The sequence below is a fragment of the Streptomyces sp. NPDC043861 genome, from assembly GCF_056435905.1.
The window spans coordinates 45112-60711 of sequence record NZ_JBWKDP010000012.1 but is presented as its reverse complement, the minus strand read 5'-3'; the positions used below and the strand labels follow the sequence as shown (position 1 = coordinate 60711).

11 protein-coding genes are annotated in these 15600 nt (G+C 71.1%); 3 read left to right on the top strand and 8 right to left on the bottom strand.

The window, feature by feature from the left end:
- Position 1 precedes the first annotated feature (1 nt).
- A complete protein-coding gene (locus AC068D_RS25470; RefSeq protein ID WP_478825371.1) occupies positions 2-1816 on the bottom strand; it encodes an IucA/IucC family protein in 1815 nt (604 codons plus the stop codon).
- Positions 1813-3006, bottom strand: coding sequence for an ATP-grasp domain-containing protein (locus AC068D_RS25465; RefSeq protein ID WP_478825370.1), 1194 nt, complete (start codon positions 3004-3006; stop codon positions 1813-1815). Before AC068D_RS25465 ends, AC068D_RS25470 begins: the two co-directional genes overlap by 4 nt.
- 193 nt (positions 3007-3199) lie before the next feature.
- Between AC068D_RS25465 and AC068D_RS25460 the strand changes: the two genes are divergently transcribed.
- Positions 3200-4063 carry a (2Fe-2S)-binding protein gene (locus AC068D_RS25460; protein WP_478825369.1) on the top strand — a complete coding sequence of 288 codons (864 nt, stop codon included), beginning with the start codon at positions 3200-3202 and terminating at the stop codon, positions 4061-4063.
- 136 nt (positions 4064-4199) lie between these two features.
- On the opposite strand, the gene AC068D_RS25455 is transcribed toward AC068D_RS25460, so the two are convergent.
- From AC068D_RS25455 to AC068D_RS25445, 3 genes are all read right to left on the bottom strand, one after another.
- Positions 4200-5672 carry an MFS transporter gene (locus AC068D_RS25455; RefSeq protein ID WP_478825368.1) on the bottom strand — a complete coding sequence of 491 codons (1473 nt, stop codon included), beginning with the start codon at positions 5670-5672 and terminating at the stop codon, positions 4200-4202.
- The gene (locus AC068D_RS25450) at positions 5669-6277 is read right to left on the bottom strand and encodes a TetR/AcrR family transcriptional regulator (RefSeq protein ID WP_478825367.1); all 609 of its coding nucleotides are present in this window, start codon (positions 6275-6277) and stop codon (positions 5669-5671) included. Before AC068D_RS25450 ends, AC068D_RS25455 begins: the two co-directional genes overlap by 4 nt.
- A 230-nt stretch (positions 6278-6507) precedes the next feature.
- On the bottom strand, positions 6508-8964 hold the full coding sequence (locus tag AC068D_RS25445; protein WP_478825543.1) for a SpoIIE family protein phosphatase: 2457 nt from the start codon (positions 8962-8964) through the stop codon (positions 6508-6510).
- A 410-nt stretch (positions 8965-9374) separates the two neighbouring features.
- On the opposite strand from AC068D_RS25445, the gene AC068D_RS25440 reads away from it, so the two are divergent.
- Both AC068D_RS25440 and AC068D_RS25435 read left to right on the top strand, forming a co-directional pair.
- The gene (locus tag AC068D_RS25440; RefSeq protein ID WP_478825366.1) at positions 9375-10016 is read left to right on the top strand and encodes a class I SAM-dependent methyltransferase; all 642 of its coding nucleotides are present in this window, start codon (positions 9375-9377) and stop codon (positions 10014-10016) included.
- 289 nt (positions 10017-10305) lie between these two features.
- The gene (locus AC068D_RS25435) at positions 10306-10590 is read left to right on the top strand and encodes a hypothetical protein (protein WP_478825365.1); all 285 of its coding nucleotides are present in this window, start codon (positions 10306-10308) and stop codon (positions 10588-10590) included.
- Positions 10591-10677: 87 nt separating this feature from the next.
- Here AC068D_RS25435 and AC068D_RS25430 read toward each other — a convergent pair whose 3' ends face one another.
- The 3 genes from AC068D_RS25430 to AC068D_RS25420 all read right to left on the bottom strand — a co-directional run bounded on the left by AC068D_RS25430 (position 10678) and on the right by AC068D_RS25420 (position 15349).
- Positions 10678-12243, bottom strand: coding sequence for a GMC family oxidoreductase (locus tag AC068D_RS25430; protein WP_478825364.1), 1566 nt, complete (start codon positions 12241-12243; stop codon positions 10678-10680).
- 62 nt (positions 12244-12305) lie between these two features.
- Positions 12306-13883, bottom strand: coding sequence for an APC family permease (locus AC068D_RS25425; protein WP_478825363.1), 1578 nt, complete (start codon positions 13881-13883; stop codon positions 12306-12308).
- The gene (locus AC068D_RS25420) at positions 13880-15349 is read right to left on the bottom strand and encodes an aldehyde dehydrogenase family protein (protein WP_478825362.1); all 1470 of its coding nucleotides are present in this window, start codon (positions 15347-15349) and stop codon (positions 13880-13882) included. Before AC068D_RS25420 ends, AC068D_RS25425 begins: the two co-directional genes overlap by 4 nt.
- Positions 15350-15600: the final 251 nt, after the last annotated feature.

Sequence of the window (15600 nt, the reverse complement as noted above, 5' to 3'; positions counted from 1 at the left end):
GTCACACTCCCCGCAGCAGGTAGTTGGGGCCAGTGGTGTAGTGCTTGTTGATGTCGGACGCTCCCGATCGGGCCTTGGTGAGCAAAGTTCCGGCGGTGACCATCAGCTTGACGGGCAACCGTGCCGCGTCCAGAACGTGTTCGCGCAGGACGGCGCCGGGCTCACCCGGCCGGGTGCCGAGCCGTTCCACGGCTTCGACGAGCCGTTCGCGTACGAGCCGCAGCAGCCGGTCCAGCGGAGCGCGCCCGTGCCGGGCCAGCCCGAAGGCGAAGGCACCCGCGCACAGATGGACGGTGATCGTGGTGAACAGATCGACGACGGGGCCGTCGCCGTCGCCGAATATGCGCGCGTCGTCGAACGCGGACGGGTCCGGCGCATCCGCGCCGAGGGCGGCACACAGCCGCTCACGGTTGATGCGCGGTCCGTCGTTGTCCTTGAGGAGCAGCCGGATGCGCGGTCGGCCCGTCGGCTCGTCCAGTACCAGGGACACGTTCTGCTGATGCGATTCGAGCGCGATTCCGTAGCCGAACAGGGTGGTCTGCCAGTCGAGGAGCAGCGAGAGCACGGACTCGAGGAGGGCCGACGGGTCGCCGCCGGTGAAGCGGTCGGCGAGGTGGTCGATGACCAGCCGGCCGCCGGGCGCCCGGCTCAGCAGTGCGGCCATCGGTACGACGACGGCGTTGTCCAGGCCGGCCGGCCAGCGGCGTACGAGCACGGCGAGGAGCTCGTGGTCCGCATGGGCGAAGGCGGTCTCGTCGGCGTGCAGGACGCTCTCCCGGAAGCGGGGCTCACGGGCGGTCACCGACTGCAGCACACGCTGGGCCGCCGCGCCGTCGACGAGCGTACCGGGTTTGATGGTTCGGCGGTTGAGCCTGCCCAAGGTGGAGGTGTCCAGGGGGAGTTTGAGGTGGACTTCAGGGGTGGCGGCGAGCGCCACCGTCCGCATGGACAGGGTCGGCACGACATCGAGGCGGGACTGCGGAGCCAGGAAGGCCCGGCCGTCGAGCCCGGCGGCGCGCAGGGCGTCCCGCAGGGGTCCGGTCGCGGTCAGCGGATGGACGGGGAGTGCGACATGGCTCTCGTCGAGTCCGGCCAGTCCGACGGCCGAAGGCTCCGGGAGGCGATCCGGACGGGAGCCGGGCCCCGTCCGGGCCGGGTGCTCCTCGGTGATGTGCCCCTGGACCGTGACCGACTCCCGTGGCAGGGCGAGCCAGCGCAGGGCGAAACGCGGGTGGAACTCGGGTGCGTACGCACGCAGCCGGCCGACGCCGAGCCCGGAGCGGCCCCGGGCCGTGGGATAGACGGGGTGGTCGAGCCGGGCCGCGAGGGTGTCGTGCGCGAGGCCGCCCGAGAGGCCGGTCCAGCGGGCGGGGTCGGATCCGTTCTGCCGTGCCAGCATCTCGAGAACCTCGTCCTCCGAATCGGCATGCAGCCGGACCGTGGCAAGCGTCTGCCGGCACTCGTCGGCGAACGCGTCAAAGCCCTCGTGGTCCACCGGTGCAGCCAGCGCCCTCAGTTCGGCCAGGACATTGTCGCAGGTGGTGAGTTCCGCACCGTCGGATTCCCGCCGCAGCAGAGGGCGGCGGGCCGACCACTCGCACTGGAAGCCGTCCTCGTGCACCGGCAGCAGCAGTGCGTCGGGCCCCGGGATCTCCAGTCGTAGCCACGTTCCGTCGTCGTGCTCGACCGCGGTGCTGCGGCTGCGCAGTCCCACCACGTCCTCGCGCAGCAGTGCGCTCAGCACCCGGATCAGCACGTCCGCCTCAGCCATGGGGGCAGCCCCGGGGTGCGGGGCTTCGGCGGGCGGCGGGGTCATGGCGTGATCTCCCAGTGCTGTGCCGCGAGGAAGGAGGCCACTGCCCGGTCCACACGCTCCTGGTCGGTGCCGGTGGCCCGTACGACACCCAGGAAGTCCCGGTTGGTGCGGTGGAGTTCGTGCCGCTCCCCTATTGCGCGCAGCGGCCGGTAGGCCAGCTTGACGTCCCCGGAGTGGAGGTCGGTCGCCACGGGGGCGGAGACCAGTGTCCCGGCGCGGTCGGCACACGGGTAGTCGAGCCTGGCCGCGCCGTCGGTGCGTGCCCCCAGGTCCGCCGGCAGCGGCTCACCCAGATGCGTGCGCAGGATGTGCTCGAAGAGCGGGATGTCCAGCAGCTGGGCGAGGAGCAGATCGCACTGGTCGCCGATGGCACGGTAGTTGACCTCGATGATGCGTGCGCGCCCCTCGTGGACCACGAACTCCGTGTGGCATGCGCCGAATCCGACGCCAAGGAAGTCCAGCTGGGAAAGGACCTGCTTCTCCAAAGGCTCGGGGTGGGCGGGAACGAAGGTCATCCGCTCCTCGATGAAGTACGGCGGTGGGGAGAGCTCGGTGCGGAACCCTCCCAGCACATGCAGTTCGTGCCGGTCGCCGAGCGTCTCCAGCGTGTGGAGCTCGCCCGGCAGGTACTCCTCCACGAGGAGGGCCGCGTCCGGCCTGCGTGCCCGGATCTCCTCGCACCGGAGCACGAGGTCGCGGGGATCGTCGACGAGTACGACGTCCTCGCTGGCCACGCCCTCACGTGGCTTGAGCACGCAGGGGAACGGCATGTCGAGGCCGGCGAGCGCCGCGGCCGGGTCCTGGCCGGCGGCGAGTTCGGCCGAGCGGACCGTGTCGGCGCCGGTGGCGGCCAGATGGCGGCGCATCTCCGCCTTGTCCTTGGTGCGCAGCGCGGACTGCCAGCTCTTGGCCGGGAGCCCGAAGTAGTCTGCGGCCAGGGCGGCCTGGGTCTGCAGATGGTCGCTGTTGGTGAAGACAGCGTCCGGACGACGACGGGACGAGATGCGGGTGATCACCGCGCGGAAGTCACGCACGTCGCACTCCAGGATCTCCGCGTCCGCTCCGGTGGCCCGGTGCCTCTCCGGCTGGTCCGTGAGCACGGTGACGTCGAGGCCGAGGCGGTGTGCGGCGGGGAGGAATCCCTCGGTGACCGAGTCGGTCGGATTCAGGGCAAGCAGATACAGCTGCATGAGGGATCACTTCCGCGCAGAGAGTTGCGTGCCCGGTCGAAGCTCCGGGGCACGAGGCGAGAGCCTAGGTTAGGTACACCTAACCCTGTCAATTCGACGCGACACGACCCTGGTTGACACTGATGGATCTTCATGGGGTTAAGGTGAGGCTTGCCTTACCCGACCATGTGTTCACCTTCGCCGAGGAGTGACCGTGACCCTGGCCCCGGCATGTCCGCCGGTCGGAACCGCCGTGAGCTGCGCTGCCCTGCTGGCCTCGGTCCTTCGACGGCTCACCGAGGTCTGCCCGACCTTGCAGGCGGAACCGGTGGTGCCCGGATCACCGGCCGGGCAGGGGTGGGCGGACGGAGCGGAACTGGCGGCCCGTCCGGAATTCCTCGAGGCCTTTCTCGAATCGGAGGCCCTGCGCATCCAGAGCCGGTACGGGCACATCGCCCGGCCCGACGTCGTCGCCTCCCGGGCCTTGCACGACTACCTATGGTCCGTCTGCCTGCTGATGAGCGGCCCCTGGTACCTGCGGCGCCGTGTGCCACTGATCCGACCGGCCGATGTGCGGATCAGTCTGACCACGGGGAAGTACGGCGTCGTTCCCGGGGGCTTCGCGTGTCTGCCCGGAGACCCGGCCGCATTGCTGCCCGGCGTTCGTACGGTGACGGACGAGGAAGCCCTCCGTGCCGAACTGCGCGCCGCGGTGGCCGGCCATGTGCGGCCGCTGCTCGCGGCGTTCGGTCCACGGCTCCGGCGGGGCCCGCGGGCGCTGTGGGGCATGGTGGGTGACGATCTGGTGTCCGGCATCTGGTGCCTCGGCAGGATGCTGGGGGACGAGGAGCGGGGCATACGCGCGGCGGGCGAACTGCTGCCGGGGCCCATGCCGCCGTTCCCCGGTGGCGCGGACTTCCGCCGGCTCGCCGGCAGCGAGGGGCGGTCGTACCCGACCCGCACAAGACTCGGCTGCTGCCTCTACTACACGATCCGCCCGGCCGAGGCCTGCGGTACGTGCCCCCGGGTGTGCGACGACGAGCGGCTGCGCCGGCTCGAGGCGGAGGCGCACGGCTGACGGACGCATCCGTTCACCGTCGCCGGGCAGCACGGGTGCACGCGCGCAGGCCGCCGCCACGTCCCGCCCGGTGTGCGGAGCCGGGGCCGCCCCTGCCCCCGGAGCCGGGCCGTGCGCCCGTCCTGCTGACGAACGTCTATCCCGTGCGTACTCCGGTGCTCCGGTCGCCGTTGGTGCTGTGCCTGGCGCCCGTCCCCTGGCTCTTCGCCGGGCCGAGGCGGCGGGGCAGTCCGAGTGCCGTGAGCGCACCGGCCAGGGCTACGGCCGCAAGGACGGCCAGGGTGACGCTCATGGAGAAGGTGAACGCGCCGCCTGACCCGTGAGGTCCGCTGCCGTACGGGCCGTTGCGGGCGCCACCCGGTGCGGTGAGGGTCAGCAACGCGGTCGCCATGGCGATCCCGAGCGCCGGGCCGATGTTCATGGCGGTCTGCTGGAGCCCGCCGGCCACCCCGCCGTGGTGCACGGACGCCTGGTGCACGATGACGGCCGTTGCCGTGACCATCACGGTGCCGAAGCCGGCGCCCAGCAGGAGGAAACCGCCGGCGACCGCGATCGGCCCGGCGGTCCGGTCGAGGCGGGAGAGGACGAGGATGCCGAGGGCGAGCAGGACCATCGCCGTCATCGCCGTTCGACGGTGGCCCCACCGGCGGAACGCCATCGTCGCGGCAGGTGCGCCGAGCACCATCGCCACCGGCCCCGGCAGCGCCGCCAGGCTGCTCCTCAGCGGGTCCAGACCCAGGACGTCCTGCAGGAGGTAGGTGCCCACGAAGAGCGAGCCGAACATTGCCGCGGATGCGGCGAGCAGAACGGCGAGCGATGCGCGGACGGTGGTCGAGCCGACCACCTCGCGGGGCACCAGCGGACTGGTGGTGCGTCGCTCGTGCCGGACGAATGCCGCCGAGGCCGCCGTGGCCACGGCGCACGCTCCCGTGGTCGTCGCCGTCCAGCCGTTCTCCGGAATGCCGGCGAGCGCGTACACCAGGGACACCAGGGCCGCTGACAGGAGGCAGGCGCCGGGCAGGTCGAGTCCGTTGGACTGGTTGCGGGGCATGGGCACGCGGACGGCGAGTGCCAGTGCCCCGATGGCGACGGCGGGTACGACACCGAGGAGGAAGACGGCTCGCCAGCCGAGGTGGGTGGTGAGTGCTCCGCCGATGACGGGACCGGCGGCCGCTGCTGCGGCGATGACGCTGGTCCGCAGGGCGATGGGCATGCTCAGTTCGTCGCGCGGGTACACGGCACGCAGCATGCCGAGGGTGGCCGGCTGGAGCAGGGCCCCGAAGATCCCCTGCGCGACCCGCAGGGCGATCACCCAGCCGACGTCGGGGGCCAGCGCGATTCCCGCCGACGTGACGGCGAAGCCGACCGTTCCGGCGGCGAAAACCTGCCGGTGGCCGTAGCGGTCGCCCAGGCGGCCGGCGAAGACCAGCAGGCTCGCCACGGCGATCAGATATCCCGTGCTGGTCCACTGGATCTGCGCGAACGAGGCGTTCAGCTCGCGCTGCATGGTGGGTTGCGCGACGGTCAGCACGGTGCCGTCCAGGGCGACGATCGCGGCACCGGTGATGCTGCAGGCGAGCGTCGCGCGGCGATGGGTCCTCGTGCTCATCGCTTCACCGGGCCCAGATGGGCGTCGAGCGCGGCGTGCAGCAGTGGGTCGATGTCGTCGAGTCCGGCCACGAGCGGGAGGCTGCCCCATACCCACAGCTGGGCGATGCCGTGGAGGTTCGCCCACAGCGCGGCTGCGACGACCGGCGGTGCCGTGTCCGAAGCTGCTTCGGTCGCCGCCTCACCCTGCGCACGTGCTCGGGTCACCAGGTCGACGAGCAGGGCGAAGAGCGGCAGGCTCGTCTCCCTGAGGCCCAGATGATTGCTCTCCAGCAGATCGTGACGGAACATCAGCTCGAACATGCCGCGATTGGTGAGTGCGAAGTCGAGATAGGCGCGCCCGAGGGCCGTCAGCTGGGCGCGGGGCTCCGCCCGGCCGTCCCCGATCGTCTCGGCGGCTCTCCCGGTCAGCTCGGTGAAACCCCGGCGCGCGATGGCCGACAGCAGTTCCAGGTGGGTCGGGAAGTAGCGGCGTGGCGCTCCGTGCGAGACACCCGCCCGGCGTGCGATTTCTCGCAGGGACAGAGCCTGGACGCCTTCGGTGGCCACCAGTTCGACACCGGTCTCGATCAAACGGGCGCGCAGGCCCGCCTCCTGTTCGGTCATAGACACTGTCTACCACGCCCGAGTAGACAGTGTCTACGGGAGGGGTTGGCCGGACAGAGGTGTGTACTGCCTTGCGAAGCAGGGGGGTTGCCGGCCCGCGGCGTGCCCGCCCGGCCCGCCGGTCGCGGCGTCCAGGCCGGTGGGAACTCCGGCCGGCTTCGGACGGGGAGGCCGGTGCGGTCACCGGCCCGGACGCCGACGGGGAGGACGGCCGCGGAGTTCCGGCCGGATCAGACGGTCTGTCGGTCCCTCGCCTGCCGTTCCCCCGGGGCCAGTGCGACCTCGGCCCACACCTGCTTGCCGCTGCTCAGCGGCACCGCGCCCCAGGCCGCTGTCGTCGCCTCGACGATGAGGATCCCGCGGCCTCCCGTAGCCTCCCAGTCCACATTCGCGGGCTTGACCGGGCTCCGGGGGGATGCGTCGTTCACTCCGATCCGGAGGCGGTCGGCCGACAGGGTGAGTTCGAGGCGCACCTCCCCCTGCGTGTGGGCGATGGCATTGGTGACCAGCTCCGACACGACCAGGAGAACCACGTCGAGTTCGTCGACCGCACCCCAGGAGCGCAGTGTGCGCGCAGTGAAGCGGCGGGCGTGCTGAACGGCGTTGGGCAGTCGCCACACCGTCCACTGGGTGCGCATCGGCCGGACGCGCGTGCCGTCGTAGCGCAGGAGCAGCAGCGCCACGTCGTCGTCGCGCCGGTTCGCGCTCCCGAGCAGTTCGTCGGCCACCCTTCCGGTCTCTTCCGGGTCGGCCGGACCGAGCACCTCGCACACGCGGCGCATGCCGTCCTCCAGGTGGAGGTTCGGCGACTCGACCAGGCCGTCCGTCATCAGGGTCAGCAGGGTCCCCGGAACGAGACCCGCTTCGGTCATGGGGAATTCCGCGTCCATGAGCACGCCCAGCGGTGGCCCGCCCTCCACCTCCAGCTCCTGGGTGCTGCCGTCGGGGCGGCGGATCACCGGTGGCAGATGCCCCGCCCGTACGAACCTGGCGATGCCCTCCTCCATGTCCAGGTCCACATAGAGGCAGGTGGCGAAGAGGTCGGTCTCCATGCCGACGAGCAGCCGGTTGGCACGGGCGACCACGACGTCGGGCGGGTGGCCTTCCACTGCGTAGGCCCTGACGGCGGTGCGCATCTGCCCCATGATGGTGGCGGCGCCGGCGCTGTGGCCCTGCACATCCCCGATGACGAGCGCCACATGACTGTCCCGGAGCGGTATGACGTCGTACCAGTCGCCGCCCACCTCCAGCCCGACTGTGGCGGGGAGGTAGCGCGCCACGGCCACCCCTCCCGAGAGTTCGGGGAGCTTTCGCGGCAGGAGGCTGCGCTGGAGCATCGTGGCGAGCTCATGACCGGCGTCCAGGGCGTGGGCGCGCACCAGTGCCTGTCCGACGAGACCGGCGGTGGCGGTCAGCAGCGACCGCTCCTCCGGACCGAAGAGATGCTCGTCGTCCCACCCGACCAGGCACAGCCCGACCATCCGCCCGTCGGCGGGCAGCGGGACCACCGCGAGTCCGCCCGGGCCGATCCCCCCGAGTCCGGGCTCCAGATCCGCGCCCGGGGGCCACAGGCTCATATGGCCCTCCCGCAGAGCGCTCTGCAGGGTGGGCAGGCTGTGGATCGCTGCGTCCGGCCATTCCGACCGCCACTCGGACCGCCACAGCTCGGGCCAGGCGTCGGGCTCAGGAGGGTCCAGAACCGTGACGACGAGCCGGTCCGCCTCCAGTTCGGCGACCGCAACCCGGCTCGCGCTCAGCGGTTCGCGAAGGGCGGCGACGACCTTCTGGCTGACGTCCCGGATCGTCGTCGCACCGGCCAGCGTGGCGGACAGCCGCTGCACGATGGAGACCTCGTCGGCGCTGGGTCGCAGATAGGCGGCGTCCGCGACCACGCCCAGCACCCGCACCGGCTTGCCGTCGGCGTCCACCTCGACCCGGCAGCGCACTCCCAGCCAGCGCAGCTCACCGTTGGGACGGCGGATACGGAACGCGAGCTGCTGTGCCGAAGCGGACAGCCGGCCGGGATCCACGATGGCCATAAGCGTGGGGATGTCGTCCGGGACGGCGCAGGAGAGCAGGGTCTCCACCTGACCGTCGAAGTGGTCCGGATCGATGCCCAGCAACTCCAGGACGAGTGCGTGGGCCTCCATACGTCCGGTGCCCAGCTCGAGGATGAACGCGCCGCCCTGGAGCGGCACCAGGGCCCGCCCCAGATGCGGCCGGGGTGCCGCCCGTCCGGCCGCACGAGCGGCGACCGACTCGAGTCCCGCGGCGACCTGGTCGGCATAGAGCTCGAGAAGGGCGCGGCGGTCGGCACTGAAGCCGTCGGGGACCTCGCCCGCCACGATCAGGCAGCCCAGTTCCGTGGCGCCGCGCCCCAGCGGCAGGGCGCCCAGAGAAATCTTGGCCGGTGTTCCCACGCTGTTGCGGAGAACCCGGCCGGGGAAGTGGTGCGGATCGCCCTCGACATAGGCCGCGAGACCCTCGGGACTCAGCCACAACGGGCTGCCCGCGCGGAAGGCGTCGGCTGCGGGGGAGTGACCGGCCACGGCGAGGATCGACGGCAGTCCGTACACCACGCTGCGGTCCCCGGCCATTTCCGTCAGATGGAGTTCCAGGCCCCCCTCCGCGAGCACATAGACAGCGGCCAGCTCAGCCCCGCAGAAAGCAAAGCTTTGCCTGGTCACAGCCACTATCGCCTCCCTGCGCGGGCCACCACCGTCGACCGGCCTACCTCCATGCTGTCGCGCCTCGGACCGTGGGGGCGAGTCAGGGACGGACGGTGAGGCGTCCGAGGGGGAGCGACCGGTCGGCGAAGACCCTACTCACCAGGGTGCGGATTCGGCCATGGGTACGCATACGGCAACCCGCGAAGGGCGCTGGGCGGACGTGAGCTGCGCCCGGGGGCCGGACTGGTCCCATGGGGGCAGTGCCGTGCGCAGAGGCCGTCAAAGGGGCCGCTGCGCCGGACGGGGGAATGCCGGTCTCCCCGGCGCGGGGCGTGCGCGATCCTCGGCGGCGTGCACGTGCCGTTCTGCCGCGGCACCGGTCGTGCCGGTGTTCCGCGGCGCCGCGGGGGACGTGTTTCGATGCATGGGTGAACAGCGTTGTCGAACGGCTCCTCACTAAGGGGTTCGGCCGCCCCAGCGGACTGCTCGGCCGCATCGGAGGCCGGCTGATGGCGCACGGCAACGCCGCCACCGAGCGGCACCTGGTCGCCGTCGCCGCACCGACGCGGCACGACGTGGTGCTGGTCGTCGGCCCCGGGCCCGGCGTCGGCCTGGAAGCCGCGGCCGAGCGGTCGGGCCGGGTGATCGGCGTCGACCCCTCGGACGTGATGCTCGGGATGTGCCGCCGCCGCTGCTCGGACCTGATCGCGCAGGGGCGGATCCGGCTCGTCAGGGGCACCGCGGACCGTACCGGTCTGCCCGACGCCTCGGTGGATGCGGTGATCTCCGTCAACAGCGTGCAGCTCTGGCCCGACGTGCCCGCAGGTCTCGCAGAGCTCCGCCGGGTCCTGCGGCCGGGCGGCCGCCTCCTCGTGTCGGCCCACGAGAAGTGGCTGCCCGGCGGGCTGCCCGCGCTCGCGGCCGCGGTCGCGGAAGCGGGCTTCGACCATGTGCGCACCTGGACCTGGGACCCTCCCGGCCGCGCAGCGAGTACCGCTGCCCAGCTGGTCGCCCACCGGCCGGCCGGCCGAGCGGGTACCGCGGCCGGACCGTGCCCCCGGTCCGGGTGACCCGGCGCGATGACCGCCGGGCAGGGTCACCGGCTCGCGGCCCCTGACGGCGCCTGGTGCTGTGGCCGGAACGGTTTGCCGGAAGGTCGCGCCATCGAGCATCCCCGCCGAACCCTGCCGGTCACAGCGCCGGGCGACCGGCACGACTCGACGGCACGATTCGGCCGGCACGACTCGACCGGTATGAAAAGACGCCATAGGGGCCGTCCGGGTGGTGCTCCGCCCGGCCCGCAACCGGACAGGTCCGTGCGGGACTCCTGCCCCTCAGTGACACACTGAGGAGGCTCATATGGCTGTTGATCTCTACCGTCACCCCGGAGCCGGTGTCTTCGGCCGGCTCGGTGACACCAGCGGTATCCACGCCGGTGACTTTCTCCTGCCGGCACCCGACGCGGGACAGCGGCTCCCGATTCCGCTCGGCCCCGAGGACAAGCGGCGGCTCGATCTGCACGCCGCCCTCACCTCCGCGGGGATCGCGCCCCTTCCCGGCGACCTCGAGGCCATCGAGGCGCTGTGCGGGCTCGACGACCCGACGAATGCGACGGTGCGGCGTTGGATCACCAGCACACCGTGAACCGGCGGCAGGCCGGTTCCGCGGGCCGGTCGACCGGTTCCGCGGGCCGGCCGGTCCGCTCCGCCGGCGCTGCAGGCGTCATCCGTGTCATCCCTCGTCCTTGATCATGTCGGCGCACTTCTCGCCGATCATCATCGTGGTGATGCAGGGGTTGACCGCCGTGAGGAACGGCATCACGGACGCGTCGGCCACCCGCAGCCCCCGGACGCCCTTCACCCGGAGGCGGGGGTCGAGCGGTGAGTGGGCGTCGTCTTCGGCACCCATCCGCACCGTGCAGGCCGGGTGGTAGACGGTGTTGTGCGTCTCGCGGATGTATGTGAACAGCTCTTCGTCGCTCCGGGCGCCGGGGCCCGGAGCGAGCTCCGCACCCGCCCAGGCAGCCATCGGGGCACGGCCCACGATCTCGCGCGCAAGACGCAGCCCGTACGTCATCACACGGATGTCGTGCTCGTGCGTGAAGTAGCGAGGGTCGACCTTCGGTTTGTCCCTGAAGTCGCGGGAGCGCAGCCTCACCGTGCCCATGGACCGGGCCCGAGTCACGTTCGGTGTGAGACAGAAGGCGTTGTCGGAAGTGGGGTAACCGCGCCGGTAGGTGTTCATGTCGAACGGCACCGAGCCGTAGTGGAACATCAGATCGGGCCGGTCGAGCCCCGGCTCGGTGCCGGCGAAGATCCCGATCTCCCACCACTGCGTGGACTTCGTGACCATGGGCTGCTTCGCCTCCCACATGATCACGCCCTCGGGGTGGTCCTGCAGATGGGACCCGACCCCGGGGGAGTCCACCCGTACGTCGACCCCGACCTCGCGCAGATGCGCCCCCGGGCCGATACCCGAAAGCATCAGCAGCTTCGGCGAGTCGATCGCTCCACAGCACACGACCACTTCCCGCCGGGCGGAGACCGCACCGGTGTGGATCGTGTCCGGCTCCAGATACTCCACCCCCCGGCAGCGCCCGTCCGTGTCGAACAGCAGCTGTCTGGCCTGAAGGCCCGTCCGTACCTCCAGATTGGGCCGCTTGCCGAGCACCGGATGGAGATACGAGACCGAGGCGGACGAACGGGTGCCGTCGGCGAGCGCGTTGATCTGGAACCAGTGGGCTCCGCGCACCACCGTGGTGCCGTTGTTGAACGGCGTGACCGGGATACCGGCCTCCGCACACGCCTCCAGAAGGGCCCGCCCGCAAGGGTCGTCCGGGGGCACGGTGCGCAGCCGGACGGGTCCGGAGCGGCCGTGGTGGTCGCCCGGCGCGTCATTGGTCTCCAGACGCCGGTAGAGCGGGAAGCAGTCGGCCGCACCCCAGCCGGTGCAGCCCATGGCGCCCCACTCGTCGAGGTCCTCGGCGGGCGCCCAGAAGGCGATGCAGGAGTTGTGCGAGGAGCAGCCGCCCAGCACCTTGGCACGGGCGTGGCGCAGGAAGCTGTTGCCCTTCTCCTGCTGCTCGACCGGGTAGTCCCAGTCGTAGCCCGATTCGAGGAGCGCCATCCAGCGGTCCAGTCTGAGGACGTTGTCGTCCCCCACGTCCGAGGGACCGGCCTCCACCAGACAGACGCTGACGTCCGGGTTCTCGCTGAGCCGCGCCGCGACGACGGAACCGGCCGTGCCGCCGCCGACCAGGACGTAGTCGAATTCCGCCGGGAAACTGTCTGAGGCCATCGGATCTCCAGGGCAGGGCGTCGGGCGGAGGCGGCGGTCGCGTCGCGGGGGCCACCGGGGTGTCAGGGGGTCGTGGGATCACCGGCCTTGATGACCTGCGCGGCGTGTTCGGTGAGTACGCCCGTGCGGTGACGCTGTACGAACCAGTAGTAGGCGAATCCGCAGCCGGCGACGATGCCGATGAACAGGACCGCGCCCCAGCGCAGGTACCAGTGCTGTGGTCCGGTCGCGTTGTACACCTCCGCCCGCGGCCAGGCGAGGTTGATGGACATGGCCACACCCCAGAGCACGGCGAGGATGTTGACCGGCAGCCCGAACCGGCCGAGCGAGAAGGCGCCCTCCGCCGGGCGCCACTCGCCGCGCAGCCGCCGGATCAGCATGGGAGTGGTCACCAGCAGATAGGCGATGTAGATCATGATGATGGCGATGCTGGTGATCACCGAGAAGATCTGCGGCTGATTGATGTTGATGACCAGGATGAAGACTCCCACCAGGCCGATGACGACCGCCGGAACGACGGGCGTCCGGAAGCGAGGGCTGACCCGGGCGAGGTGCGAGCCCGCCGGGAGGTTGTTGTCCCGGGCCATGGCGAACATCAGCCGGATCCCGGCGGCGTGCACGGCCAGCACGCACACGGTGATCGCGACGACGACGCACCACAGGAAGATCTCGCCGACGGTCGAGCCCAGCGTCACCAGCACCACGTACTGGAGACCCTCCGTGGACAGCTGCTCGGAGTTCAGGTCCGGCACGGCCATGAGCGCGAACAGGAGGATCAGCCCGCCGATGAGGAAGGAGGCGATCAGGGCGCGCAGAATGGCCCGGGGGCAGTTGCGTGCCGGGTTGTGGGACTCCTCGCCCAGGGACGAGGCCGTGTCGAAGCCGTACATCACATACGCGGATGCCAGGGACGCGGTCAGGAACGCGCCGAAGTAGCCCCAGTGGTAACCCGCCCCGAGCCCGTTGGTGTCCGTGAGGACCGTGCTCGGTCCGCGGGTGATGTGCGCGGCCAGGCAGATGATGAGGGCGACCGCGGCGACCAGTTCGATGAAGACGCCGGCTGAGTTGATGCGGGCCATGAGCTGGACGCCGAAGGCATTGACGATGGTGGAGAACAGGATGAGCACCGTGCCCAGGAGCACGGCGTTGGCGGCCGCCGACGTGCCGCTGCCGTCGCCGATGAACTGGAACCAGTCGTCGATCCGGGGCAGGGTGATCTGGTAGGCCAGCGCCACGGCGGACAGCGTCACCATGGTCGCGGTCATCATCATCCAGCCGCCGAGCCAGCCCACATGGGGCCCGCCCATCTTCTTGGACCAGTTGTAGACGGAACCGGCCACCGGGTAGCGGGCGGCCAGCTCGCAGAAGCAGAGGGCCACCATCAGCTGCCCGGTGAACACCATCGGCCAGGACCACCAGTAGGCGGGGCCGCCGAAGGCAACACCGAAGTAGAACAGCTGGAAGGTTCCGGTGAGGATCGAGATGTAGCTGATCCCGGCGGCGAAGGTGTGGAAGTCGCCCAGGGTGCGCTTCAGTTCCGGCTTGTATCCGAGTTCGGCGACCGCCGCGTCGTCGTCGTGGCCACCGGGGCCCCGGGACGGCTCCTTCGCATGGGGGGTGGGACCGGCATCCGTGGTCATGCGAACCACCTCTGGGGGCTCGGCGACAGATTGCGCCAGATGTGCTTGGCTTCCTGGTACTCGGCGAGTCCTGCCGGGCCCAGTTCACGGCCGAAGCCGGACTGCTTCATCCCGCCCCACTCCGCCTGGGGCACGTAGGGGTGGAAGTCGTTGATCCACACGGTGCCGGCCCGCAGAGCTGACGCCACCCGGTGAGCGCGGCCGGAGTCCTGTGTCCAGACGGCTCCGGCCAGCCCGTAGACCGTGTCATTGGCGAGTGCGACCGCTTCGGCCTCGTCGCGGAACCGCTCGACGGTGAGCACGGGTCCGAACGACTCGTCGGTCACCACCGACATCCCGGGGGTGCACTCGTCCAGCACGGTCGGCAGATAGTAGAAGCCGTCCTGGAGCGCAGGGTCGTCGGGCCGTCTCCCGCCGCACCGCAGCACCGCGCCCTCGGCCAGTCCCGCGGCCACGTAGGCCTCGACCTTCTCGCGGTGCGCGGCGGAGATCAGCGGGCCGGCTCGGGCGTTCTCGTCGAAGGGCCCGCCGAGGGGGATGGCCTCCGCCTGCTCGACGATCTCGGCGACGAACGCGTCGTGGAGTTCCTCCTGGACCAGCAGTCGTGCCCCGGCCGAGCACACCTGCCCGGAGTGGAGGAACACCGCTGTCAGTGCGTAGTCGACGGCGGCCTCGAACGCGGCGTCGGCGAAGACGACGTTGGGGTTCTTGCCGCCGAGTTCCAGAGCCACCTTCTTCACCGTGGGAGCGGCGGCGGCCATGATGCGACGTCCGGTCACGAGGCCGCCGGTGAACGACACCAGGTCCACCCTCGGGTCCTCGGTGAGCGGTGCGCCCACGACGGCACCCGCCCCCAGCACCAGATTGGCCGCCCCGGCGGGCAGCCCGGCCTCGTCGAGCAGCCTCATCAGCAGGATGGCGGTGTGCGGGGTCAGCTCACTCGGCTTGAGCACAAAGGTGTTGCCCGCACCGAGGGCCGGAGCAACCTTCCAGGCGGTCTGCAGCAGGGGATAGTTCCAAGGGGTGATCAGTGCGCAGACGCCGACCGGCTCATGGACGACACGGCTGTCCACACCCGGGTCGCCGGTGTCGACGATGCGGCCCTCCGTGCCGGACGCCACCAGGCTGCCGAAGTAGCGGAAGCACCTGGCGATGTCGTCCATGTCGTACTCGCTTTCGACCAGCCGTTTCCCTGTGTCGAGGGATTCGGCGCGAGCGAGTGCCTCCTTGTCGCGCTCCAGCAGATCCGCGACGCGCAGAAGCAGTGCGCCGCGCTCGGCGGCCGTGGTGCGGGGCCAGGGGCCCCGGTCGAAGGCGTCGCGGGCCGCCGCGACAGCCGCGGCGGCGTCCCGCGGCCCTGCTTCGTCGACGGCCGCCACCGGCGAGCCGTCCGCAGGGCACCTGATCTCCCGTACCTTCCCGTCGGCCGCTGCGGTCCAGACACCGCCGATGAACAGCTCGGGCATGGGGACCTCCGGATTCGGGAGAACATCCCGGCGCGCTTCCGTGGTGGTTCAGCTATGACACTAGAGAGAACGGACGCGCTTCGCAGAACGAGGGACTCCGCCACTGCGCGCCACAGCTCGGTGGCGGAGGCGGTGTGTCACATTCCGTGACCGCGTTCGCAGGGGGGTGCACCTGCGCACGGTCACCCGCCGAACGGGAGGCCGACGGGAGAAGAGCCGGGCCGGCTGGAACCGCCGAGCGGCGGCAGGCC